Raw genomic sequence first — 23,174 nt, forward strand, 5'->3', positions numbered from 1 at the left:
GGTCTTGGCACCCCCATCAGCCGTGTTTTCAGCAAAGGCTACCCTTAACCGACGGGGGGGCGCAAATCATTGCGGCCCTCGCCCGTGAATAGTCAGGAGAGGACTTAAAAAATGACAAATCGTGTTTTCGCACTAGAAGGTGAACATAGCGCTTTGGGCGCAGAATTCATGGATTGGAACGGCCTCAAACTGGCCGCAAACTATTCCGGGATCACGGTTGAACAAGAACACGACGCGGTGCGTGATGCAGCCGGGATGTATGACCTCACCGCGTTCCGCATGCTTTGGCTCAGGGGCCCCGATGCGCGCGCGGTTCTGGATCAGGCCTGTACCCGCGATATCAGCAAGCTCAAGCCGAACAGGGCCACCTATACATGTGTGCTGACCGACGACGGCGGGGTGGTCGATGACAGCGTCGTCTTCTGCACCGCCGACGATGCGTTTCTGTATGTCATCGGCACCGGTAACAGTGGCGAGGTTATCGAGAAGATTGCCAAGGGCAAAGATGTCGAGCTGGAATGGGACAACTCGCTTCAACTCATGTCGCTACAGGGCCCGAAGGCAATCGATATCCTCGCGCCGAATGCCAGTGGCGATGTGGCTGGGCTCAAGTTCTTCCAGCACACTAAATCCAAGCTGTTCGGCCGCGACGTGATGATTGCGCGCGTCGGATATTCCGGTGAGCGCGGGTATGAAATCTACGCATCGGCAGAAGATGCGCCGCATATTTGGCGCAGCATTCTCGAAGCTGGCAAGCAGCACGGTATCCAGCCCTGTTCGTTCGCCAGCCTGACTCCGGTTCGTGTAGAGGCGGGCCTGCTGTTCCACCCCTTTGACGTCAACGAGGATACGACGCCTTGGGAGGTTGGCCTTGGGTTCACCATCGACAAAAGCAAGGGTGACTTCGTGGGCCGTGATGCCGTTCTGGCAAAGGAAGGCAAAGAGCGCTTCATTGCGCGCGGCGTTTCGTGCCCGTCGGACAAGCCGGTTTTCGAAGGCGAAGAGGGGCTTTATCGCGATGGCAAGAAGGTCGGCAAGATCATCAGCCCCGCCTATTCGCATCGCATGAAAAAGTCGATCGCGATTGCCTATCTTGACCCGGACGTGACCGAAGGGGCGACCCTAACGGTTGGCAATGACGCCGGTGCTCAGAAAGTCGCTGTCGAAGACCTGCCGTTCTATGACAAAAAGAAGGAACGACTGCGCGCATAAGTGTGCAATATGCGCCGCTGCCGCCCCATTGGTTTTCCGGTGGCGGCAGCGGTGTCGTTGCTCAAGATGAAATCAGCTTGAGGCCGTTCGCACGCCGGGCCATGCTGCTGCGAAACATGACAATGAGCCGGGTGTTATCTCCATGGAAATCAGTTTCCCTCGTAAGCGAGATAACGAGCCATTCGCATGGGGGTTATCTGGCCCCGAGCCCGTCGAAATCTGGGAGAGATTCTCGCCAGCATACGAAGCACAACTGGAGCGGCTGGTTTCAGTTCTACGAGAGCTTGGTTTTAGCCCAGCCATAGGTGGAGCTGGCTCAGAGGACGGCGAATATATCAGGGCTGAACACGACGATAACAGCCGCGTAGTGTTTTTTTATCACCTTGAGGAACCCGCCGATGCAAAGTTCGTGGACTCTCTCGATGACGATGCGCTGCGTGAGTGGATTGTCGCGTCGTGGATAGGCACCTAGAGCGCGCGTCGCAACAAATGCCGGTTTAGTGTGGGACAGACGTTTCAATCGGTTAATTGCTCGGCTGTTTTATCAAAACGTATGCTGATAAAATCACCGGGGTCAAACGTGTCGCCGAAAACTAAATCGCCCTGAAGCGTGCGTAAAAGGCTTGATTGCGGCCCAAAGCAACGCCAAGCTGCCGATTGAGACACGCCACTTGCGGAATGTCGGACAAGGGAGAAGTGACATGGGAATTGGTTTGATCGGTGCGATCATCATTGGCGGTCTTGCGGGTTGGATTGCCAGCATGATCATGAAGGTGGACACCGGATTGATCGCCAACATCGGCCTCGGCATCGTCGGTGCGGTTGTACTAAACCTAATCCTCGGTGCGCTAGGTATCTATGCTGAGAAAAGCTGGCTTCCACAGTTGATTGTCGGACTGGTCGGTGCCTGTGCCCTGATCGCAGGATGGCGCGCAATTAAAAGGTAGTTTCGTTGCCCACAACCCACTAGTAGCGTCCAGCCTCTTAGCCAGCTAGGAACAAACCCGCCACGTCTACATCCTGCTTCACAAGGGCGAGGGTGTGCGCGGAGCGGCCGCGATTTTTGAAACAGTCAGATATGGCTCCGATGGCGCTGACAGCGGATGCGGGTGCCACCGCACGCCGGGTGCGTCCGGCTGTGATGTTAGCGGTAAATCAATTGTTAAGTTTCGAGGCACCGCTGTCTGCTGGGACCGTTTTCTATCGTGCCATATACTGCGTTGAATTCCGGGAAAAACAGCGTGTCGCTGCAATCGGTCACTTCCTGCAAATGCACAAAGGGGCTGTTCTCGGGATCGTGGCTGCTCTTGCTCAGCAGAGCTTTGGTGTTGGCTATAGCCTGCAAATCCACTTCGATACCTAGCGCGGGCTCTGCCGCATAGAGGCCCACGACACTTGAAAACTTCCCTTGGCAAGACCAATTGCCAATATGCCTGCTCTGACATGGATGCCACACTAGATACAAACGGGTTGAGGCATCCACCGCATCAGTTCATCCCTCGATCTCGTCCAGCCCTCTCGCCACGCCCATCGCAGCCAGTGACATCGCGGCGAAGATCACCAGCGTCACCTTGATGCCGGCCAGCGAGGCCAGCGCACCGAAGAGGCCAGATCCCAGCAGCACAACGCCGATCACCGTATTGGACACGGCGGTATAAGCGGGGCGACTGCCCTCTGGTGCCATATCCACCAGATAGATCGAGCGACCCTGCCGCACGCCGTGATATGCAATCATCAAAACGGACAAGACCAGCGGCAAGGCCCAGATCGTGCCCGATAAACCGGCCAGATCCAGCAAGACCGCTGCCAGCAGCGCCACCGCCCCCACCAGCCCTGAGAGCATCAGCACCATGCGGCTGGATCTGTCCGCCATTCGCCCCCAGATCCACGAACTAAGAAAAGACGCGACGGAAGAGGCCAGGACCATAGCGCCCAGCCGGTCAAATGCTCCATGGCCAGCCTGCGTGCCCAAAAGAACAAGGTAGGGCGGTGCCAATGCGGTCGCCGTCAGAAGCCCACGCGCCCAGATGAAACGCCGCAATTGTGGGTCCGTCCGCAGCAGTTTTAACTGACCCAAGGATGCCGTTCCCGCTTGTCCCGGCGCAGGCTCCTCCCACAAGGTCGAAAATAACGCGCCAGCCGCCAACCAAAGGATCGCCGCCAGCGCAATGGCTGCCAGCACCAGCGTCGCGCGATCCACCAGCCCCATCATCAGCACCAGCGCGAAAATCACGACGGCGCCCGCGCCAAGCGAACTGGCCAGTCCGGTCGCCGCTCCGCGCCGCGACTGACCCACCGTCTTGCCCAAAACGTCCTGATAGCTAACGGAACAAAGCGAACGCGAAACGGCCAGCACCATGAGCAGAGCGCAGATCACCGCCCCCGCCACAGCGCCGCCCAGCGTCAAACCAGCCAGTACGATTCCGGCCGCTGCGGCGCCCTGCCCGACGCTGCCCACGACCCATGCCCATTTACGCCGCGCCATTGCTTGCACATGCGGGGCGGTAAATAATTGTGGTAGCAGCGCACCCGCCTCGCGGATCGGGACCAGCAGACCGACGAAAACCGAAGACGCGCCCAGATGGCTCAGCAGCCATGACAGGACCAGTTTCGGATCGATCAACCCATCGGCGATCTTGGTCATCGAAAGCGATCCGGCGTGGCGTAGGAAATTGCCCGGCTCATGACGCGCCTGCACTTCGGAAAGGCCGCCATCGCCCTCGGTATTGCCAGTCAACGCTTCGAACAGCGTTTCCTCAAAGCTCTCGGTAGTCATGAGGCCATCCTTGCCGGGGTTTTCGACCCTAAGGATGCGTGATCGGGACCGTCATTTCAATCGAACTCTCGACGGGAGTGGCCAGCGGACTTTGCTAGGTGCGGATCGGGATCTAACGCTGCGTAGGATGCGTTCCACTCATCCTTCTGCGGTGAATCTGTTGGCGTTGAACCCAGATAGGATGACTGGTCCCGGCCGCTCAATCTTCATCACGGGTGGACGTTGGGGGGGGGCCAGGTGATTTATTTAAGGAGTGAGGTCAGTTTCATGTGCTCGCCTATAGATCCACATCAAGAGCTCTTTAATTAGACCCTTGGGAACTTAGAAGTCCTAAGATTGCGAAGTGGGCACGAAGAGTTACACTCAGACATGCGGCGCAAAAGAGGAAACTCTGCTTTGAAGAGCCGCCGTGCAAAATACTGAGATTCCGCTAGCAGCGGCAAATGGCCGCTTCATCCCAGATGGACAAGGCAAAGTTTGATCATTTTTTAATTCGGTCCGCCAAAAAATGACATCGAGCTTTATTTCCACCGCGTTCATAGCACCTTTGGTTGCGGTTCACTCTTGGGCAGTTTCTTCTGTCGACTTCTTGTCCAAAACGACGCTGACCCGTCCATCAGCGATCTGAGCCCATTCTCCAGGATAGAAGGGGGCTTCGACGTTGAAACTGTTTCCTAGTTTCTGCGCCTCTAGCCTTTGCTCGATTTCAGCGTAGCACTGCTACTGACATGTTCCGCTTTGGAGAAGGCGCATTGCGGCGCAAGACACTATGGTGGACGTCCACTCCGGGCCGGTCGATCCAAACTGAAATCTAGAAACCAACACCAAATTGTCAGCTAGTTCGCTTTCGCGAGAGATAGTCCCAAGAGATCTATTCTACGCCCCAGAGACTGCGCACTTTCTACCGATAGATGTCCGTGATCACGGTACAAAAAGACATCGCCATCTGAGGCCGCGCAGCTTCCTTCCCGGCACATTAGTTTATCCAAGAAAACTACAGGAAAATCCTTCCCGACTTCATCCAAAAGCCGATATGATTTTATTCGTGCGTCGGTATAATCTTGCGTTGTGAAATCGCATCTTGAAAGATCTTCATCCCACAAGATTGCGTACAATAGGCAATCGCCAATATCAGAACCTGAATTGGGCGGAGGGGAAACAATGACGACCCGCTTTTTCAGGGCGCGTAGTGACTCTATAGTCGATAGGATGTGCGCCAATCCATATGTGTCATCGCTGTTGTCGATTGTTTTTCCCGTTCTGTCGGTCACTGTACCCGCCGTGTGAAACGGTGAGGACAAAATTATCGTTGAAATATTGGCCTGCTTTGAAACCCAGTCAAGAACTGCATCATTAAATTCTACGCATTCCCGCGCCTGTGCCAGCGACAGTTCACGACCAGCGACACCCAGGATCGGCCAACAGGCGCCCTTTGTGATCTGTTGGACGCCAACGTCTGCGGCGCTGTCGCTATATTCCAGCCATTTAGCAAGATGCATTGCATAGCTGTCGCCCCAAAGCAGTACTGATGGGTTATCTGACGTCCGACAGGCCGGAGAGGCTATGGCGGATTCCAAGCTTTTCACGCAGGCACGGTCCAGCCCTACGTTGAATGCCAGCTTTTCGTCAGACAGAAAGTCGCTGTACCTGATGCCGTTTGGGGCCATTCGGAACGGCGCGCCCCCGGATTGCAATACCAACACGCCAACGCAAACCAGCACGGCCATGCCCGCGCCGCCGACTACAAAAACTGACTTCTGCGTTGGAAGAAGTTGCCGGTCGCGACGCCTGAACGGTTGCTCTACGAAGCGCCAGCTAAGGTACGCAAGGCCCAGCGTCATCACAGACAAAAGCATCATCCAAGCCATGGCGGGTTCTTGCGGGCTTCGAATTCTGGCAAAGGCAAAAAGCGGCTGGTGCCAAAGATAGGCACTATAACTTATCAAGCCAATCCCTACGAATAGCTTGAGTGACAGGATATGGGCGACCACCGTCAGAGGCCCTGCAAAAAGGATAATCAACACACTGCCCATGACTGGCACAAGTGCATAGACGCTGGGAAAAGGCACCGTTTCATCGAATGCGAACACAGCAAACAAGACAAGCCCAAGCCCTAACGCCGCCAGCGCATTGTTTGAATATGGATCACGATCAAACAGCAAAATCGCGCAGAGTGACCCTGCCAAAAGTTCCCAGAAACGCGACAGCGTAAAATAGAAGTTTGCGTCCGGCTCGTTCCGCCACCCCCATTCACTCAGCAGCAATGACGCCAGCGCCAGAACTCCCAAAAGCCAAGCAAAACGGCCCAACTTGCGTGTTCCTGCGAGGATAATTAGCAGCGGGAAAACAAGATAAAACTGCTCTTCGACCGCGAGGCTCCAAGTGTGCAGGAGCGGTTTGAGATCCGTGTCACTTGCAAAATAACCCGCTGTTTCCCAGAAATGTGCGTTTGAGATGAAAAGGGCTGTCGCTGCAACGCTGCGGGCGAAATCTGCCAAAATTTGAGGAACCATCCATGCCCATGCAAATGGTAGACAAGCGAAGATAACTAAATAAAGAGCGGGCAAAATTCTGCGCGCACGACGCTCATAGAACCTTCGGATACTGAAAACACCGGCTGCACGCTCTGCCAATATGATTGTCGTGATGAGATAGCCACTAATGACAAAGAATATGTCGACTCCGACATAGCCACCGCTGAAAACGCTCGCGCCCGCGTGAAAAAATATGACGGGCAGTACAGCGACTGCTCGCAATCCGTCGATTTCACTTCTGTATTTCATCGACGGACCTTTTACTCAATCCTGGTTCCCGTGACCTCGCCCACCGCCCCTCTCGACGATCTGCGTCAGCGTGCCTGAGCATAGGAAACTGTTTCTCTAACCATCCAGAGGCCAGTTCAGTTTCTTCTGCCGCTACATAGTCGCGGATAGGGCTGATTAGGGGCCCTTGGCGCTCTTCACAAGACTGTTCAACTCGCCAAATAGGGTGCCCAACTTTTTGCGTTGTTCGACTTCTTCAGCGCTCATTGCGTCAGGCGGACGCGAGTCCGCTTTCTCACGCAATTTTTCGCCAAGCTTTTCGTGCAGGCGGATTGGACGAGGGTTTGGATTGTGCAGCTCATACCCCAGTTGTTTTAAGACCGCCCCACCTTCGGCCTCTACATACTCCAATTCGCGTGCATCCATTTCTTTCAGGTACTTCTGGGAGTTGTCCGCTTTGATAGGCTGCGCCAACTCTTTCCAGAAGATCGAGCTCTGAGAGTGTTTGATTGTTTCCGAGCTGCTGTAATATTCCAGCTGGGATGCCTCAAATTCCAGACCTACGCGTGTCATGAGGGGCCTCAGGACCGCTTCTGGCGACGCGGTCAAATCCTCGTAGCGGATCGTGTGGGTTATGTCCGATACGCGACTGTCTTTCAGGGCGTCCAACATTTTCTCTTGCTCTCGCGTCCAGCGTGCGATCCCCTGCCGCATAGTATTGGCGTAATGCCTCTTACGCACCATGGATACTGCAACATCGCGGCCGTCCCGCACCAGATGTACGACATGAGCGTTTGGAAAAGTCGCGGCGATCTCGACGGCATGTCCGATCAATCCTGGCTCCTTGCTCAGCCAGATCTCGCCTCCAGACTTTTCGCTGAAATAGAGATTATAGGCCGCAAACAGATCCCAGAAGGTCGGAGCCACCGGAAGGGCCGCGAGAACTTCGTCCGGCTCGGGGCAATGCACCCACTTGTTCATGTGTGTCTGCGTCAGCTCATTGGCGTAAGAGATTATTTTCTCCAGCGGCAGTGGAGCACCGGCGCGTTTGAAAGCCTCAAACACGGGGTGCAATCCCACGACCATGCCCGATGGCGGCGGCGAGGATATTTTTGAGTGTGACGACAAGATTGACCGAAGTAGGTTCGTGCCGGACCGTTCAGATGCCAGAATAAAGATGGCGGGCTGGTCGCGCAGGGTGATCATAGGCAACCTTGATTTGGTTGAAGGGACGTTGCTGTTTACACATGGGCAGTCACCAGTGGCACCTTTATTTATAGGGGTAATGGTGTCAGAGAATTTGAGCTTATTTCTGCAATAATGGTGTAGTTATATCAAATTATACTTGAAACGTTGCTGTTCTGACTCAGTCAGTTTCCAACGCAAGATCTGCTCAGGATTCAAAGCTATCATCTAGGTCTATTGGTCGTATTTGCCCCGTAGTACAAATTGCGATCTGGCGGGGATTCACACTGGGGTCTGGCGTGATAGCTTGTGTGGCTGAGCAAAACTGTCCTCCCGGCAAGTGTCATGATCCCTGTGTATCTGGCCCGGTCCATGCGGGTGTAATATTCGGTTACGCGTTGAAACGCTCGTCGAAATGATAGCGACTTGACTGCGTGCGTCAAACAATTCTCGGGAATTCCTGCCACCTTTCTCGAAGTTGGGGAGAGCCAGATAGAAGGGACTGTTACGTTGTTGGGCAGCCGGAAGGCATACTGCCCGGGACTGGTGCATTGACGGGCTCGTAAAGGTGATGCTGACTTTGACCCACAAATGGGGCCGGTCGTGCGCCGCGAGTCCGCACATATCTACACATGGCAATCGCGATGTGCTTGACGTTGGCGTGGTGTACAAGCTGCCGCTTCGGCAAACGCGAGAGCTGATGCGGAGCATCGCAAGGCTTATGGGGTTGGAAGTTCCGGTGCCAAATTTCTCGACCCTGTCGTGTCGTGAACCAAGGCTGAACCTTCCAGCGAGCCTCCGGACCGGGAGAACCGAGCCTGCTCATCTTGCCGTGGAAAGCACCGGCATGAAGATATTCGGCAAAGGCAACAAGGCGCAGCTTGAGCACTTAATCCGTGGTAAACATATAGTCGTCACCCGGGGCGGCAACGTGACATGATATGCAACCGGCATCAGCCCCCTTGGCGACACGTCCCGCAAGCTGCATTCCCGCCGGATTCTTGTCAAGCGAGCCATCCGGCAGGTACTTGGCCCAGAACCAATCCAAGTTGTCCGCATCATAGCCCGCTTCGCGACGAAACATCACCGTGATAGCAGCCAGATGCTTGCCGGGATCTGCTTGCACATCTTCGATCGTGACGCCTTCCGGCCCATAGTTCCTCTTGACGATCAAATCACTGCTGTGACCGTTTACTTCAGCCTTGGAATAAAACGTCTCAAGCATCATCCCGTGCGGCTCCACCCCGTCATAGGGGAAAGTTCGGATTGCGTTCTCTCCTGCCAAGTTCGCCGCTTCCATCACGTCCCACAACAGCCGGGCATACTCGGCGTCAGCTTCCGTCCCAAATGGCGCGTCTTGCGCTGACGTGGCGCCGACCCCGAGGACGAGGGCGGTGAACCCCGCGGCAAAGTAGCGTATCATGATAATTCCTCCCATGTGGCCAGATCCATGTTGGAAGCTTATCGTTTTCAGGCGCACGTCACGTTCATTTTCCGTCACCATCCCGGCATGCGATTGTGATGGTTTTTTACTTGGTCCAAGTGGCGGACAGGAGGAAAGTGGATGGAAACGAAAATCGAGGGGACGTATGCTCTTGCGCTCTGTTGCAGTATCGACCGCCCTGTCCATTATCGCTGCCGCGCCCGCGTTGGCGGGTGAAACCTGTGTCAAGAACGCGTCGCAGGAGCGTCACCTTTTTGCGGCAGAGGCTGAAGGGGATCGGATCAGTCGCTGGTTGGGGGCGGGCGAAAAACTTTGCCTTCCCACTGCCCTCGAACCGGGCAGACGTGCCGTCGTAAGTGTTTTCGAAGATGTTGACGCACTAGAGGGCTGTTCGCGGCTCATTGTCACTGGCGAGACCGAAATATTAATCCGTTACTCTGATTTTGATCGCTGCGCGTGGAGATCCAATTCGTGATCCGACCGTCCAGAGCGCTGGATAAGTGGCCGCCAATCTCGACGCTGATTGAGTGTCGGTCTGCAGTTAAATGGCGGCGGTGACGACTTGGGAATGGTCAAAAAAATATGGACCCTAAGGACCTCACCGCAATTTTGGTGTGCGGATGTGCTGCCGCGTGATAGAATACAACCATTCGGTGTTTGACCGGCCTCCGGTTTGGTCGGTCGACGCCTAACCTGTTCGTGCGCGGAGGTTTTCCAATGGTAAAGCCAATTAAAACAATCGGAAATCCCGGGTCTTGGTTGATGCGAGCATTTGGCGATGCTTCAAATTATGCCACCGACGCGGCTCATGAAATTGGTGGTGAGGCGCTCGGGCACCCCACCGTGAAGCAGATTGGCATCAAGGATATCAGGATCGCGCTCCGAAAAGGTGCGGAAGATTTCACGGCGCTTCGCACAGATGTGCTGTTCATCGTTATCCTCTATCCGATCATCGGGCTGTGCCTCTCGGCAATTGTCTTCCAGCGCGACCTATTGCCCCTCTTGTTCCCGCTCATTTCAGGTTTTGCCCTGCTCGGGCCCATCGCAGCCGTCGGTCTCTACGAGATGAGCCGTCGCCGTGAGAAAGGCGAGCCGGCAGGCTTTCGGTCGGCGCTTGGTGTCATGGGATCACCGGCCATTGGTGCGGTCCTGATAATTGGCTTGGGTCTGGTCTTGATGTTTGTGGTCTGGATGCTGACAGCTTATCTTATTTACACACTGACGCTGGGTCCCGAGCCTCCACTCTCGGTGGCGTCGCTCCTGCGGGATGTCTTCACGACAGGCGCTGGTTGGGCGATGCTGATTATTGGCTGCGCCGTGGGATTTGTGTTCGCCGCCGCAACACTTGCCACGACGATTGTTTCGATACCGCTGCTGTTGCATCGGCATGTCGGCGTGCGTGTCGCGGTAGAGACCTCATTGGAACTGACGAGAAAGAACCCGGTGACGGTGGCCGCGTGGGGATTGATCGTCGCCACATTCTTGATGGTTGGGATGATCCCGATCTTTCTGGGATTGATATTTGCGTTTCCGATACTCGGACATGCGACGTGGCACCTTTACCGCAGAGCGGTAGGTTGACGGGCCGAATGCACAATGTAAGCAACCATTTCAATTTTTAAGATGCGAGCTTGCCCGCCCAGCGCTCCCGGGCCGGGCCAACGAAAAGGCCCTCAATCACGTAGGGATCGTGCTTGATCATCAGGCAGGCTCCTGCTCGTGGCAAATCTGTTCCGTCTCCGCAGGGTCCAGCGTAACATGCAAAAGCGTTATCTGTCGGCTTGAAATGTCGGCAGGTGCGGCAGATACCAAAAGGCTTTGAGCCGTCTTAATCGTTGATCCTGACATTACTCGTCGAGGCCCAAGCTGCCTCGGCTGAGAAATTGCTCATCACCAATATCCAGTTCGCTCCGACGGTTATCGCCACCAGTGCAGCCAATGCTAACAAAAACGCCTTCATCTTACGCTTCCTTACTCTGGTGCACTTCGGCTTCCTGCACTTCTTCAACCCAGAGGCTATGATGTTCGCGCGCCCATTGCTCTTCGACCTCCCCGCTGCCCATAGCGTCGAAAGCGCCCTCCATACCGATGGAACCGATATAGATATGGGCAAGGATAATGGCGGTCAGGATCAGGCTGACGATGGCGTGCCACAGCTGTGCATATTGCATCTCTTCCTGTGGTGACAGCGGATAGGGAAGAGGCTCTGATCCGATCAAGCCGGTGACGCCCCAGTCATTCAGCTTTGCAAAAGTCGCACCAAACATGTTGAATTCAAACGGAAACAGCAGCGAAAGCCCCGAGGCGGAGATCGACGCGCCCAAAATAATCACCGACCAGAAAATCATCTTCTGACCCGCGTTAAACTTCTCGGCGGGGGGATGGCCGCTGCCGATAATGCCACCGCCCTTTGCGAGCCACACCAGATCGGTGCGGTTGGGAAGGTTGTGAGCGACCCAAAAGACAAAAATGATGACAAGCGCCACGATGAACGCCCAAGAGACGTTATTGTGTATCCATTTCGAGCCAATCGCGAGCATCGAGAAGGCTTCATGGCCGAAGGCCGGTATCAACACCTTGCGCCCGAACAGGGAAATCAGGCCAGTCACGCCGAGGATGAGAAACGAACTGGCCAACAGCCAATGGCCAAACCGTTCTACCCCGCTAAAGCGTGTAATCGTGCGGCCAGTTTTCTCGCCCTTGATGCGGATGCGTCCGCGGATCAGGTAAAACAGCGCCAGCAGCAGTAACGTGCCGCCCAAGAGGGCCGCGCCATAGATCAACAGTGGTCCTTCGCGGAATTTCAGCCACCACATCCCGCCGTCCTGAATTAGCGTCGTCGCTGCAGGCCCGCGTGATTGGGTGGAAACGTCCGCCGTATCGTAGCGCAGCGCGCGCCACAGATCGGAGATGGATTGCCCGCCGCGAGTGCCAAGCGGCGCTGTGATCGGGGCGGCTGCCTCGGGATCGCCGGTTTCAGAGCGTCGGAATTCGTCGTCCACCTTCTGCTCGGCCTGCCTGCGCATGATATCGTCCAGCGTTTGCGCCCCGCCAGTCTCGGCGCGCGGGTTGCCGGTGTCCTCCTGCGCCATAGCGGGCGCCAGCAGGCCGAACATCAGGACGATAACTGTAAACAGGCGAAGCATCTGAGCGATCCTCAAATTGTGTCGCAAAAGATGGGCGGCCCCGCAAAGGCCGCCCGTTCCATGCAGGAAAGGCAGACGGGTTTATTCGCCGCTTCCTCGTTGCTGTGCCGGTTGACCCTTCTGGCCGTAGGCGGTGCCCCAACCCCAGGCACCCGCGCCAAAGCCGCGCGCGACGATACGCTCGCGGTAGATGTTGGAGACGTCATCGCCGTTACCCGCCAGCAGCGCCTTGGTCGAACACATCTCGGCGCAGAGCGGCAGCTTGCCCTCGGCAATCCGGTTGCGCCCGTATTTGGCAAATTCGGCAGCCGAGTGGTTTTCCTCGGGACCGCCTGCGCAGAAGGTGCATTTGTCCATCTTGCCGCGCGATCCGAAATTGCCCGCCTGCGGATATTGCGGCGCACCGAACGGGCACGCGTAAAAGCAATAGCCACAGCCGATGCACAGATCCTTGGAGTGCAGGACGATGCCATCGGCGGTCTGATAGAAACAATCCACCGGGCAGACCGCCATGCAGGGCGCGTCCGAGCAGTGCATGCAGGCCACGGAAATCGAGCGTTCGCCCGGTTTGCCGTCGTTAAGCGTGACTACCTTGCGGCGGTTGATCCCCCACGGCACCTCATGTTCGTTTTTACAGGCGGTGACGCAGGCATTGCATTCGATGCAGCGTTCAGCGTCGCAGAGAAACTTTGCTCTAGCCATGATTGGTCTCCTCTTATGCTGTCCAGATTTTGCAGAGAGTCGCTTTGGTCTCCTGCATCTGGGTTACGCTGTCATAGCCATAGGTCTGGGCAAGGTTGGCGGACTCACCCAAAACATAGGGATCGGCCCCCTCGGGGTATTTATCCCTCAGATCCTTGCCCTCGAAGTGCCCGCCAAAGTGGAACGGCATAAAGGCGACGCCCTCGCCAACACGCTCGGTCACCATGGCCATCACCTTGACCTTGGCACCTTCGGCCCCCTCGACCCAGACCTGTTCGCCGTCACGGACGCCCAGATTGTTGGCGTCGCGCGTGTTGATTTCGACAAACATGTCCTGCTGCAATTCCGCCAGCCATGGGTTGGACCGGGTTTCCTCGCCTCCGCCCTCGTATTCGACCAGACGGCCAGAGGTCAGGATGATCGGGTAATCCTTCGAGAAATCGTTCTTTTGGATCGAGTTGTACATTGTCGGCACGCGCCAGAACTTCTTGTCCTCGTAGGTCGGATAATCGGCCACAAGGTCACGGCGATTGGAATAAAGCGGCTCGCGGTGGAGCGGAACCGGATCAGGGAAGGTCCAGACGACGGCGCGGGCCTTGGCGTTGCCAAAGGGCGCGCAGCCATGCGCGATGGCAACCCGCTGGATACCGCCCGACAGGTCCGTTTTCCAGTTCACACCGCCTGATTTCTCTTCGTAATCCGACGGGATTTCGCCCTGCTGAGATGTCTCGCCAACTTCTGCGTCCTCGCCCGAGCCGCCATCGTCGGCAGGCGCTGTCGTTAGCGGGGCACCTTCGGGATAACCTGCAACGCGGTTGATACTGGACATTTCATCGTCGGTCAGATCGCCTTCCCATCCCAGATCACGCAGCATTTGCACCGTGAACTCAGGGTAGCCGTCCTTGATCTCGGACCCTTTGGAATAGACACCTTCCGCCAGAAGATTTTCACCGTCACGTTCCACGCCAAAGCGTGCACGGAAGGTCAAGCCGCCCTCGGCCACGGGAATCGACATATCATACAGCAGTGCAGTGCCGGGATGGTTCATCTCGGGCGTGCCCCAACAAGGCCACGGCAGGCCATAGAAATCACCGTCTGCGGGCCCACCATTGGCGCGCAAAGTCGTGCGGTCAAAGGTGTGCTGGTTGGCCATATGCATTTTCAGCCGTTCAGGGCTTTGGCCCGTATAGCCGATGGTCCACATGCCACGGTTAAATTCGCGAGTGATGTCCTCGACATTCGGCTCGCCGCCCTCGTCGATGGCGATGTTGCGGAACAACTTGTCGTGGAAGCCAAATTTCTCGGCGAACTTTGCCATGATGGTTTGGTCGGGCAACGATTCAAACAATGGCTCAAAGACCCGCTCGCGCCATTGCAGCGACCGGTTAGATGCGGTTACCGAGCCTCGCGTCTCAAACTGCGTACACGCGGGCAGCAGATAGACGCCATCGGTGCGGTCCTGCATTACGGCGGACACGGTCGGATAGGGATCGACCACGACCAGCATATCCAACCGCTCCATCGCGGTCTTCATTTCCTTCATCCGAGTTTGCGAATTCGGCGCGTGGCCCCAAAGAACCATCGCGCGGGTATTGTCGGGCTGGTCAAGGTTGGCCTTGTCCTCCAGCACCCCGTCGATCCAACGGCTGACCGGAATACCCGTCAGGTTCATCATCGGGGTGTCCTCGAAGCTTGCTTCGGAAAACTGCCCCTTGAGCCAATCAAGGTCTTCTTCCCAGACACGCGCCCAATGCGCCCACGAGCCTTCCGATAGTCCGAAATAACCCGGCAGTGAATCCGCCACGACCCCAAAGTCGGTCGCGCCCTGCACGTTGTCATGGCCACGGAAAATGTTGGTGCCGCCGCCTGCGCGACCCATGTTGCCAAGGGCGAGTTGCAGGATGCAATAAGCGCGGGTGTTGTTGTTGCCGTTGCTGTGCTGCGTGCCGCCCATGCACCAGATCACGGTGCCGGGGCGGTTATTGGCCAGCGTGCGCGCAACGCGCTCCAGTTGCTCGCCGGGGGTGCCGGTCACGCGCTCGACCTCTTCGGGGGTCCAGTTTTTCACCTCGTCGCGGATCTGGTCCATGCCCCAGACACGGGTGCGGATGAACTCCTTGTCCTCCCAGCCATTCTCGAAAATGTGCCACAGAATACCCCAGACCAGCGCCACGTCGCTGCCGGGCCGGAAGCGCACATATTCGTCCGCATGCGCCGCCGTGCGCGTGAAACGAGGATCGCAGACGATCAGCGGTGCGTTGTTCTCCTCTTTTGCCTTGAGGATGTGCAGCAGGGAAACCGGGTGCGCCTCGGCAGGGTTGGCGCCGATCAGGAACATCGCCTTGGAATTGTGGATGTCGTTATAGCTGTTGGTCATGGCGCCGTAGCCCCATGTATTCGCCACGCCCGCCACAGTGGTCGAGTGACAGATGCGCGCTTGGTGGTCGACGTTGTTGGTGCCCCAGTAAGCGGCGAATTTACGGAACAGATAGGCCTGTTCGTTGCTATGCTTGGCAGAGCCCAGCCAATAGACAGAATCTGGCCCGCTTTCGTCGCGGATCTTCATCATGCCGTCGCCGATCTCATTGATCGCCTGTTCCCAGCTGATGCGGACCCATTCGCCGTTTTCTTTCTTCATCGGGTATTTCAGGCGTCGCTCGCCATGGGCATGCTCGCGTACCGACGCGCCCTTGGCGCAATGCGCCCCAAGGTTGAACGGGCTGTCAAAGCCGGGCTCCTGCCCTGTCCAAACGCCATTATCGACCTCGGCGATCACCGTGCAACCGACCGAGCAGTGGGTACAGACGGATTTCTTGATCTCGACCGCCCGTGTGGCTGCTGTTTGCGCCGTGGCGGGCGAAACGGTGCTGCCGGTCGCGGCAACAGCGGCCAACCCACCGATGGCAAGGCCCGAGCCGCGCAGGAATGTACGGCGATCAACGCCAGTCGCGGCGGCGCTTGCAGCGGGCGTCCTTGCTGACCGACGTGCACTGCCATTTGTCTTTTTCCTGAGCATGGTCTTTCTCCCTACATCTGCGATGCCCGCAGTCTTGGTACCTATCTATTGCCCCTGCCTTTCAAGTCATCAGGCGGCGGCGCTGCCCTAAAAACGGGCGCTTTCCAAATAAGCGCGGGTATGTTCCGTGTCCTGCATCACTTGCGATGACAGATCGACTTCGGCCGGGGCGGCTTGTGCCGCGCTGCCAGTGGCGACGGCCACGACACCCGGCACTGCGGTGCCCGCGATCTTTAGGAAATTCCGGCGGGTCGTACCTTTTTTCGTATCAGCCATTTTATGCGTCCTTTCCCTGCTACCTTCGTGGCGGCCCCTGCCGCCGATCAATCGGCGGGCATCAGCCTGCCATCATGCGAAATGCCTCTTGTTCGACATCCAAAAACTCGGCTCCTACCGCCCCGACCGAGGCATAGAGCACCGACGCCTTGGCCCCTTGCAGATCCGCAAAGAAATGCGTCGCCCAAGGGCGAATATGCTTGCTGTAGAATTCTTTCTGGCGCGCCAACGTTGCCGCATTTCCAAAGCGTCCGACGATCATGCCGCCCATCATTTCCATCAGCGAGGCAATATTATCCTCCGGCTCAAACGTGTTTTCTGCCCGTGTCATTCCGAGCGCCGCCATGTCCGCGCGCAAATTGGCCAGCGGCTTCTCGTTCAGGAACCCGGTCATGTAGTAGCTGGCGTAGGGCAACAACTCGCCGCGTCCAAGGCCGATGAACAAGGCATTGTATTCCGTAAGGGCGGATTTGGGCTTGGTCACTTTCGCAACGCGGGCCAGCCCTTCGATTGCCTGCCCCAGCGGTGACGCATCGCCGCTCAGCCCCGCCGTCTGCGCCAACAACATTTCATCAGGCGCACGCGCCAGCATGACGCCGAGATAGTTGTAGAGATCAGCCCGTAGGCGATCCTCTTCGTCAATCTGCGGATGGGCTTGTGCCAATGTCATGCGGTGTTCCCGTCAAAGTGAAAAACCATCCGGCGCGGTCTGCCGTCGTCCGTGTCTTGCGGCACTGATTCCTTGTCCAGTGCTACGTCCGGTACAGGCCTTTCGCCCGCTACGACCGGGTCTGCGTCACTATCATCTTGTGCCGCTTTCTCTTCTTTGTCGAGTGGCGCCAGGTCATCGGTAGTCTTTTCTTCTAAGCGCGCGACCTCCAGCACATGCGCCAGCAACCCCTTGCCGACCTGATAACTCGTCTGAATCGGTTTATTTCCGTAGCTGCCGGCCAAATAGTCATCGTCGTAATCGTTCAACCCATCCACACAAGCCAGAACCGGATTGCTACGCCACAGCTTGCGCAGCGCGCGTTTGCGGATGTGCTCTGGAACCGCCTTGGCCATGAACGCGGCGAAATCGTCGCCTTTGGTCAAGGTTTCGGGATCAGGCAAATCCAGCTCGGCTAGGATTTCTTCGTCGCTTTTCTCTGCAAGGGCCTCCTGTTCGCGCAGTTCAACCGCGGCCTGCTGGGCGGCGGCGTCTACATCTGCCTCGGCCTCGACGGCGGCGCGGCGGCGGTCCCAGAATGTAGGGTTTCGGGTCATTTTAGCGCACCCCCGCTGCGGCGCGGAGACCGGTAAACATCGCTGTCCTGCGCGATGCGCGCGTCGCCGATACCGTCCTCGCTGTCCTCGGCACGCCAATCGCGGCGCTTGCGTTTCACGAACGCCTCTTCCTCGTGGTGCCGGGTCACGAAATCCCCCACCCAAGCCTGCATGCCATTCGGCATCGCCACCTTTTCGACCAACACCTCGGCCGAGTCGCAGTAATCCTGCCCCTCATAGGGCGAGGCCGTCACAAACGTCACCTTCCACGGTATATCGCGCGATGAGGCGTCCGGGCTGAGCACAATGTATACGGATGGCTGCCGAGTCTGAAGTTCGTGCGCGTAAGCCTCAGTATCGGAAACATACAGCTTCAGCGGCAGGGTCGCAGCGTGAAATTCGGTCACGCCGTCTTCGCTGCGCAGAACGGTCCAATCCGCCGGTCCCGCGCCGGGCAGAATACCCACAACCCGCCACGCCCATTTCGCCCAGCGCGTCGCGCCCGGCGACTTCCGGACCACAACCCCAAGGGGGATGGATTGAGAGTTGGGAAAGACGAAGGTCAAGCTGGCACCCGCTGGCTGAAACACTAGGATGAGTTTCGTTCAGTGTACTGATTTATAGAAGAAATCAAAGCAGAGTCTTAATGTACACGCGTTTGCTCCATTATGTCAGTTACAGATCTGCCCACTGCCGCAACGTCAGCCTTGGCGACACGCATCGAAACTTATGTGAGCGCCTTTCATCTGCTAGCTTTCCGTCCTACCCTACAGCGCGCAAGGAGGCGAAATGAAAAAATCTCTGCTGATTTGTGATTGTCTCGGCACCCAGACCATTGATGCGGCCGCGCTAAGTGCTGCGACGGGGAGGGAGTGTTCGCGGCTGCACACCGCCCTATGCCAATCCCAGATCGCCCTCGCCGCCGAGGCGATAGAGGGCGGCGACGTCATGATCGCCTGCCAGCAAGAGGCAGACCGCTTTGCCGATCTGGCCGAAGACATCGGCGCGCCCATGCCCAAGTTTGTTGACATACGCGACCGCGCAGGCTGGACGGCTGACACCGCTGACACCACACCCAAAATGGCCGCCTTGGTAGCTGACGCCGCGCTGCCACAGCCGTCGCCCAAGACAATTGACGTCGCGTCTGACGGGATCTGCCTGATTATCGGGGCGCCAGAGGTCGCGCTTGCCGCCGCCGAAAAGCTGGCCGATATCCTGGGAGTGACCGTGCTGGTGCCAGATGACGCGGACCTACCCGTAACCGGGCGTTATGATTGCTGCACCGGGCGGATGCGCAGTGTCTCTGGGACGCTCGGAGCATTCCACATCTCGATCGACGCATTCCAGCAAGTGTTGCCGGGCGGGCGCGGTGCGGCGCAACTGACAGAGCCGCGCGATGGAGCGCAGTCCGAATGTGATCTGATCCTCGATTTGACGGGTGACACGCCCCTCTTTCCCGCTCCGGAAGAGCGCGACGGATACCTGCGCGCCGATCCCGGCAGCTTGCCCGCCGTGGCCGATGCCATTCTTGCCGCCAGCCAAATGATCGGCACGTTTGAAAAACCGCTTTATATTCGGCTGGAGACCAACCTCTGCGCCCATTCCCGTGCTGAACAGCCCGCCTGCTCCAACTGCCTGAATGTCTGCCCGACCGGTGCGATCCTGCCCGCGGGCGAGCATGTCAGCATTGATCCACTCATCTGCGCCGGTTGTGGCGCGTGTTCGGCGGTCTGTCCTTCGGGCGCGATCAGCTATGACGCGCCGCCGGTCGACCATGTGTTCCGCCGCATTGGCACGCTCGCCTCGGCCTATCGCAAGGCGGGCGGCCCGTCGGGCGCGCTACTGGTCCATGATGCGCATGGGGCCGAGATGATCAGCCTTGCAGCGCGGTACGGTAACGGCCTGCCCGCCCATGTGATCCCGCTAGAGATCGACGCGCTTGCGATGTTTGGCCATGCCGAAATGCTGGCGGCGCTGGCGACTGGATTTGCCCGTGTCGATGTCCTGCTCGCCCCCAAAAGCGACCGCGAAGTTTTGCAGGCCCAGGCGGAACTGGCCGCAGCGATGGGCGCGGGCGATGTCGTGACGCTGCTGGATATCGCGGACCCCGACGCGCTGTCGGATCATCTGTTCGACCCCGATGTCGTGGACAGCCCCGCCGTAACCCCGATCCTGCCGCAAGGCTCGCGCCGCCAGATCGCGCGCTTGGCCGCCAAGGCCCTGTCGCCCGAGGCAGAGGTCATCCCGCTGCCCGCTAACGCGCCATATGGTGCGGTGATTGTTGACACCGATGCCTGCACGCTCTGCCTCGCCTGCGTCTCGCTTTGCCCGTCCGGCGCCCTGATGGACAATCCCGACATGCCGCAACTGCGCTTTCAGGAGGATGCGTGCCTGCAATGCGGGCTCTGCGCCAATGTTTGCCCCGAAGACGCGATCACCTTGAAACCGCAGATTAACTTGACCGATGCTGCGCTGAGCCAAGTAGTGCTAAACGAGGAAGAACCGTTTGCCTGCGTCGAATGCGGCAGCCTGTTCGGTGTCAAATCCACGGTCGAGCGGATCATGGAAAAGCTGGCGGGCAATCACGCGATGTTCGCCAATCCTGCCACTGCGCGGATGATCCAGATGTGTGACAATTGCCGCATTCAGGCGCAGTTTCATTCGCAGAACAATCCTTTCGCGGGAAAGGAGCGCCCACGCGTGCGCACCACCGAGGACTACTTGTCCAAGCGTAAGGATCATTAGAAATGACTACACCAACAAACCCCGAAAAGGAGACAAGGATGAGCGAAGATTTCAACATGTCGATGCGCAAGTTCCTCAAGCAGGTCGGCGTGACCTCGCAACAGGCGATCGAAGAGGCGTTTCGCAAGGCGGGCGGCACCGAAGGCAAGCAGTTCGAGGCCAAGATGGTCCTGACTGTGGATGGCGTCGATCTGGAACATGTGGTGACCGGCACGATCAAGGGTTGAGACAGGAATGACACTCGCTCGCGAGGATGTGCTGGCCGCGCTGAAAACGCTGACCGATCCGGTCAGCGGCGCGTCGCTGGTCGATGCCGGTCTCATCAAGGCACTGACTGTGCAGGACGGTGCCGTGCGCTTTGTACTGGAGGTCAGCGGCAACCACGCAGCGGCCTATGGCAAGGTCAAGGACGAGGTCGAGGCCAAGCTGCACGCCCTGCCCGGCGTCGAAAAGCTGTCTGTCGTCATGACCGCCCACAGCGCTCCGACAGCGCCCCCCGATCTAAAACTGAACCGCCCGGCTGAACCGGCTGGACCGCAGAAGATACCAGGCGTTGACCGGATCATTGCGGTGGCATCAGGCAAGGGCGGCGTGGGCAAATCCACGGTCGCCGCCAACCTCGCCTGCGCGCTGGCCGCCGAGGGGTGCCGTGTCGGGCTGCTGGATGCCGATGTCTATGGCCCATCGCAGCCGCGCATGCTGGGCGTATCTGGCAGGCCGTCCTCGCCTGATGGCAAGACGATCCTGCCGATGCGCAATTTCGGCGTGACGATGATGTCGATGGGGCTGATGACGAACGACGATCAGGCCGTCGTCTGGCGCGGACCCATGCTGATGGGTGCCTTGCAGCAAATGCTGACACAGGTGCAATGGGGTGCGTTGGATGTGCTGATTGTCGATCTGCCGCCCGGCACCGGCGACGTCCAGATGACGCTGGCACAAAAGGCGCAGTTGGACGGCGCGATCATCGTCTCGACACCGCAGGATGTAGCGCTGCTTGATGCCCGCAAGGGGATCGACATGTTCAATCAGTTGGGCACGCCGATCCTTGGAATGATCGAGAATATGTCCACGCATATCTGTTCGCAATGTGGACATGAGGAACACACCTTTGGCCATGGCGGCGTCGCCGCCGAGGCGGCCAAGCTGGGCGTGCCTCTGCTGGCGGAAATACCGCTGCATCTGGATATTCGGCTAGCGGCAGATGGCGGTGCGCCAATCGTGGTGTCCAAACCTGACAGTCCGCAGGCGGCGGGATTTCGTGCTGTGGCACAGCAGCTGATTGCGCTTGGCCACGCATGACGCCGCCGGTGTTCCCTCCGCTGTTCTTCGGGCTCGATGCAGATGGCGCAGATCCGTTCGCCCTAGCCTGTGCCAAGGCCGCGCAGGTGTGCGACGCGGGATTGGTCACCTATGATCTGGGCGCTGACCGGCTGCGCGCTGCAATGGTGTTTACGCCAGAGGTGCCACTGCGCGATGCTGCGTGCATGCTCCCGCTCTGCGGGGTCGGTTTCCAAAATGCGCTCGGCGCGCTTGCGCCGCCAGAGGTGGCTGTGCATCTGGGCTGGAGCGGGGAAATCTATCTTAACGGTGGACGATGCGGCGCGATGCAACTGGCCGCCGCAACCTCTGACGCCAAGACCATCCCCGACTGGCTGGTTGTCGGCCTGTCGCTGGACCTGTGGCCACCCTCCCAAGACACCGGCCTGACGCCCGATGATACGGCCCTTTATGCTGAGGGATGCGGTGAAGTAGAGCCGATCACACTGGTTGAGGCTTGGGTGCGGCACACTTTGGTCGAAATCAACGCCTGGATTGACGACGGGCCGGCACGGCTGCACCGCAATTGGCTTGCCGTGGCTCAGGGGCTGGATAGCGACTTGACGGTTGGCGGATATGACGGGACTTTCATCGGAATTGATGAGACCCTTGGCCTGCTGATGAAAACCCAAGACGGTGTGCGCCTGATCCCCCTTACCACCCTTCTGACGGAGCCTGCATGAAACTTGCCCGCGCAATTCACTTCGACGAAAGCGACACCCGGGTTTTCCACAACCCCGCCAGAACCGGCGAATGGTGTATCTCGGGCGGATTCGAGTTTTCCAACTGGTCCGAGGCCGATCTGACCGGCAAGGCCCGACAGGCATTTGCCAATGGCTGGATGGGGTGCGAAACCTTTGGTCGCGTCAGCTTTGTCGCCGTAACGCAGATCGAGCCCGCCGAGCGTGACACCTTGGCAGACATCCTGGCGCAGCATTTCGTCGATATTTACGGAGCGCCCTCGCTGACCTTGGCGCGCAATGTCGCGCTGGAAGAATTGTCGCAAATGGCGGATCTTTGCGACGAACATGACTCCAACACCCTGCTGACCGTCGCGCGTGATCTGACCGAAGCTGGCGTCAGGGAAACATACCGCGTGATCGAAGCGCAGGCCGCAGAGCTTGAACAGTTCGCGATCCACGGATCGCTGGATGAACCGCCGCATTAGCGGGACCATCACATTGACAGGCTCGCAATGGGGATGCTGACTTTGACCCACGAGAAAAGGGGCGGTCGCGCGCTGCGGCCCGTTCAAAAGGCATCGGTATCGACGAAACATCATCTTTCTTGCCGTTCGCTTGATATCGTAGCTACGAGCTGACGC

At 58.0% G+C, this 23,174-nt stretch carries 23 protein-coding genes; 11 read left to right on the forward strand and 12 right to left on the reverse strand.

Annotation, left to right across the window (positions count from 1 at the left end; all coding sequences use genetic code 11):
* The first annotated feature begins 111 nt into the window (after positions 1–111).
* The 4 genes from U3654_RS15650 (at position 112) to U3654_RS15665 (ending at position 2,575) form a co-directional block, all read left to right on the forward strand.
* Positions 112–1,212 carry an aminomethyltransferase family protein gene (locus U3654_RS15650; RefSeq protein ID WP_324752474.1) on the forward strand — a complete coding sequence of 367 codons (1,101 nt, stop codon included), beginning with the start codon at positions 112–114 and terminating at the stop codon, positions 1,210–1,212.
* Positions 1,213–1,354: 142 nt separating this feature from the next.
* Entirely contained in the window at positions 1,355–1,684 is a 330-nt protein-coding gene (locus U3654_RS15655) for a hypothetical protein (protein ID WP_324752475.1), read from the forward strand.
* 229 nt (positions 1,685–1,913) lie between these two features.
* Positions 1,914–2,159, forward strand: coding sequence for a GlsB/YeaQ/YmgE family stress response membrane protein (locus U3654_RS15660; RefSeq protein ID WP_324752476.1), 246 nt, complete (start codon positions 1,914–1,916; stop codon positions 2,157–2,159).
* Between the two features lie 116 nt (positions 2,160–2,275).
* Complete coding sequence (locus U3654_RS15665) at positions 2,276–2,575, forward strand: hypothetical protein (protein ID WP_324752477.1); 300 nt, start codon at positions 2,276–2,278, stop codon at positions 2,573–2,575.
* A gap of 129 nt (positions 2,576–2,704) precedes the next feature.
* Here the strand turns inward: U3654_RS15665 and U3654_RS15670 are convergent, their stop codons facing one another.
* From U3654_RS15670 to U3654_RS15680, 3 genes are all read right to left on the reverse strand, one after another.
* Positions 2,705–3,988, reverse strand: a complete 1,284-nt coding sequence (locus U3654_RS15670; RefSeq protein WP_324752478.1) for an MFS transporter — start codon at positions 3,986–3,988, stop codon at positions 2,705–2,707.
* 836 nt (positions 3,989–4,824) lie between these two features.
* On the reverse strand, positions 4,825–6,771 hold the full coding sequence (locus U3654_RS15675) for an acyltransferase family protein (protein WP_324752479.1): 1,947 nt from the start codon (positions 6,769–6,771) through the stop codon (positions 4,825–4,827).
* Between the two features lie 156 nt (positions 6,772–6,927).
* The gene (locus U3654_RS15680; RefSeq protein ID WP_324752480.1) at positions 6,928–7,956 is read right to left on the reverse strand and encodes a sulfotransferase; all 1,029 of its coding nucleotides are present in this window, start codon (positions 7,954–7,956) and stop codon (positions 6,928–6,930) included.
* Positions 7,957–8,506: 550 nt separating this feature from the next.
* Between U3654_RS15680 and U3654_RS20515 the strand changes: the two genes are divergently transcribed.
* On the forward strand, positions 8,507–8,875 hold the full coding sequence (locus U3654_RS20515) for a transposase (RefSeq protein WP_416384599.1): 369 nt from the start codon (positions 8,507–8,509) through the stop codon (positions 8,873–8,875).
* Here U3654_RS20515 and U3654_RS15685 read toward each other — a convergent pair.
* The gene (locus tag U3654_RS15685) at positions 8,825–9,565 is read right to left on the reverse strand and encodes a cytochrome P460 family protein (RefSeq protein WP_324752481.1); all 741 of its coding nucleotides are present in this window, start codon (positions 9,563–9,565) and stop codon (positions 8,825–8,827) included. The two genes, U3654_RS20515 and U3654_RS15685, sit on opposite strands and share 51 nt — an antisense overlap.
* A gap of 531 nt (positions 9,566–10,096) precedes the next feature.
* Between U3654_RS15685 and U3654_RS15690 the strand changes: the two genes are divergently transcribed.
* Positions 10,097–10,960 carry a DUF2189 domain-containing protein gene (locus U3654_RS15690; RefSeq protein WP_324752482.1) on the forward strand — a complete coding sequence of 288 codons (864 nt, stop codon included), beginning with the start codon at positions 10,097–10,099 and terminating at the stop codon, positions 10,958–10,960.
* 247 nt (positions 10,961–11,207) lie between these two features.
* Here the strand turns inward: U3654_RS15690 and U3654_RS15695 are convergent, their stop codons facing one another.
* The 8 genes from U3654_RS15695 to U3654_RS15730 form a co-directional block, all read right to left on the reverse strand.
* Complete coding sequence (locus U3654_RS15695; protein ID WP_324752483.1) at positions 11,208–11,339, reverse strand: hypothetical protein; 132 nt, start codon at positions 11,337–11,339, stop codon at positions 11,208–11,210.
* Position 11,340: 1 nt separating this feature from the next.
* Complete coding sequence (locus U3654_RS15700; protein ID WP_324752484.1) at positions 11,341–12,525, reverse strand: formate dehydrogenase subunit gamma; 1,185 nt, start codon at positions 12,523–12,525, stop codon at positions 11,341–11,343.
* Positions 12,526–12,606: 81 nt separating this feature from the next.
* Positions 12,607–13,227 carry a formate dehydrogenase FDH3 subunit beta gene (gene fdh3B, locus U3654_RS15705; protein WP_324752485.1) on the reverse strand — a complete coding sequence of 207 codons (621 nt, stop codon included), beginning with the start codon at positions 13,225–13,227 and terminating at the stop codon, positions 12,607–12,609.
* Positions 13,228–13,240: 13 nt separating this feature from the next.
* Complete coding sequence (locus tag U3654_RS15710) at positions 13,241–16,243, reverse strand: formate dehydrogenase subunit alpha (protein WP_324752486.1); 3,003 nt, start codon at positions 16,241–16,243, stop codon at positions 13,241–13,243.
* Between the two features lie 87 nt (positions 16,244–16,330).
* Positions 16,331–16,519: a twin-arginine translocation pathway signal protein gene (locus tag U3654_RS15715; protein ID WP_324752487.1), complete on the reverse strand. Its 189-nt coding sequence runs from the start codon at positions 16,517–16,519 to the stop codon at positions 16,331–16,333.
* Between the two features lie 61 nt (positions 16,520–16,580).
* Positions 16,581–17,189 carry a molecular chaperone TorD family protein gene (locus U3654_RS15720; RefSeq protein ID WP_324752488.1) on the reverse strand — a complete coding sequence of 203 codons (609 nt, stop codon included), beginning with the start codon at positions 17,187–17,189 and terminating at the stop codon, positions 16,581–16,583.
* On the reverse strand, positions 17,186–17,785 hold the full coding sequence (locus tag U3654_RS15725; protein ID WP_324752489.1) for a DUF3306 domain-containing protein: 600 nt from the start codon (positions 17,783–17,785) through the stop codon (positions 17,186–17,188). Before U3654_RS15725 ends, U3654_RS15720 begins: the two co-directional genes overlap by 4 nt.
* A complete protein-coding gene (locus U3654_RS15730) occupies positions 17,782–18,375 on the reverse strand; it encodes a DUF3305 domain-containing protein (RefSeq protein WP_324752490.1) in 594 nt (197 codons plus the stop codon). Before U3654_RS15730 ends, U3654_RS15725 begins: the two co-directional genes overlap by 4 nt.
* 199 nt (positions 18,376–18,574) lie before the next feature.
* Here U3654_RS15730 and U3654_RS15735 point away from each other — a divergent pair, with 199 nt between their 5' ends.
* Genes U3654_RS15735 through U3654_RS15755 form a run of 5 tightly spaced genes read left to right on the forward strand, consistent with a single transcriptional unit; the run spans position 18,575 to position 23,018 of the window.
* Entirely contained in the window at positions 18,575–20,530 is a 1,956-nt protein-coding gene (locus tag U3654_RS15735; RefSeq protein ID WP_324752491.1) for a 4Fe-4S binding protein, read from the forward strand.
* A gap of 38 nt (positions 20,531–20,568) precedes the next feature.
* Complete coding sequence (locus U3654_RS15740) at positions 20,569–20,757, forward strand: DUF6494 family protein (RefSeq protein ID WP_324755303.1); 189 nt, start codon at positions 20,569–20,571, stop codon at positions 20,755–20,757.
* Positions 20,758–20,764: 7 nt separating this feature from the next.
* Positions 20,765–21,832, forward strand: coding sequence for an Mrp/NBP35 family ATP-binding protein (locus U3654_RS15745; protein WP_324752492.1), 1,068 nt, complete (start codon positions 20,765–20,767; stop codon positions 21,830–21,832).
* Positions 21,833–21,840: 8 nt separating this feature from the next.
* Entirely contained in the window at positions 21,841–22,533 is a 693-nt protein-coding gene (locus U3654_RS15750) for a biotin/lipoate--protein ligase family protein (protein WP_324752493.1), read from the forward strand.
* Complete coding sequence (locus U3654_RS15755) at positions 22,530–23,018, forward strand: DUF6505 family protein (RefSeq protein ID WP_324752494.1); 489 nt, start codon at positions 22,530–22,532, stop codon at positions 23,016–23,018. Before U3654_RS15750 ends, U3654_RS15755 begins: the two co-directional genes overlap by 4 nt.
* Positions 23,019–23,174 lie beyond the last annotated feature (156 nt).

It is taken from the genome of Roseovarius sp. Pro17 (genome assembly GCF_035599575.1).
In the GTDB taxonomy this organism is placed as follows: domain Bacteria; phylum Pseudomonadota; class Alphaproteobacteria; order Rhodobacterales; family Rhodobacteraceae; genus Roseovarius.

Coding starts and splice junctions, on each gene's coding strand:
- U3654_RS15650 (WP_324752474.1), top strand. CDS start 112: ATGACAAATCGTGTTTTCGCACTAGAAGGTGAACATAGCGCTTTGGGC.
- U3654_RS15655 (WP_324752475.1), top strand. CDS start 1,355: ATGGAAATCAGTTTCCCTCGTAAGCGAGATAACGAGCCATTCGCATGG.
- U3654_RS15660 (WP_324752476.1), top strand. CDS start 1,914: ATGGGAATTGGTTTGATCGGTGCGATCATCATTGGCGGTCTTGCGGGT.
- U3654_RS15670 (WP_324752478.1), bottom strand. CDS start 3,988: ATGACTACCGAGAGCTTTGAGGAAACGCTGTTCGAAGCGTTGACTGGC.
- U3654_RS15675 (WP_324752479.1), bottom strand. CDS start 6,771: ATGAAATACAGAAGTGAAATCGACGGATTGCGAGCAGTCGCTGTACTG.
- U3654_RS15680 (WP_324752480.1), bottom strand. CDS start 7,956: ATGATCACCCTGCGCGACCAGCCCGCCATCTTTATTCTGGCATCTGAA.
- U3654_RS20515 (WP_416384599.1), top strand. CDS start 8,507: ATGCTGACTTTGACCCACAAATGGGGCCGGTCGTGCGCCGCGAGTCCG.
- U3654_RS15685 (WP_324752481.1), bottom strand. CDS start 9,565: ATGGACAGGGCGGTCGATACTGCAACAGAGCGCAAGAGCATACGTCCC.
- U3654_RS15690 (WP_324752482.1), top strand. CDS start 10,097: ATGGTAAAGCCAATTAAAACAATCGGAAATCCCGGGTCTTGGTTGATG.
- U3654_RS15695 (WP_324752483.1), bottom strand. CDS start 11,339: ATGAAGGCGTTTTTGTTAGCATTGGCTGCACTGGTGGCGATAACCGTC.
- U3654_RS15700 (WP_324752484.1), bottom strand. CDS start 12,525: ATGCTTCGCCTGTTTACAGTTATCGTCCTGATGTTCGGCCTGCTGGCG.
- fdh3B (WP_324752485.1), bottom strand. CDS start 13,227: ATGGCTAGAGCAAAGTTTCTCTGCGACGCTGAACGCTGCATCGAATGC.
- U3654_RS15710 (WP_324752486.1), bottom strand. CDS start 16,243: ATGCTCAGGAAAAAGACAAATGGCAGTGCACGTCGGTCAGCAAGGACG.
- U3654_RS15715 (WP_324752487.1), bottom strand. CDS start 16,519: ATGGCTGATACGAAAAAAGGTACGACCCGCCGGAATTTCCTAAAGATC.
- U3654_RS15720 (WP_324752488.1), bottom strand. CDS start 17,189: ATGACATTGGCACAAGCCCATCCGCAGATTGACGAAGAGGATCGCCTA.
- U3654_RS15725 (WP_324752489.1), bottom strand. CDS start 17,785: ATGACCCGAAACCCTACATTCTGGGACCGCCGCCGCGCCGCCGTCGAG.
- U3654_RS15735 (WP_324752491.1), top strand. CDS start 18,575: ATGAAAAAATCTCTGCTGATTTGTGATTGTCTCGGCACCCAGACCATT.
- U3654_RS15740 (WP_324755303.1), top strand. CDS start 20,569: ATGAGCGAAGATTTCAACATGTCGATGCGCAAGTTCCTCAAGCAGGTC.
- U3654_RS15745 (WP_324752492.1), top strand. CDS start 20,765: ATGACACTCGCTCGCGAGGATGTGCTGGCCGCGCTGAAAACGCTGACC.
- U3654_RS15755 (WP_324752494.1), top strand. CDS start 22,530: ATGAAACTTGCCCGCGCAATTCACTTCGACGAAAGCGACACCCGGGTT.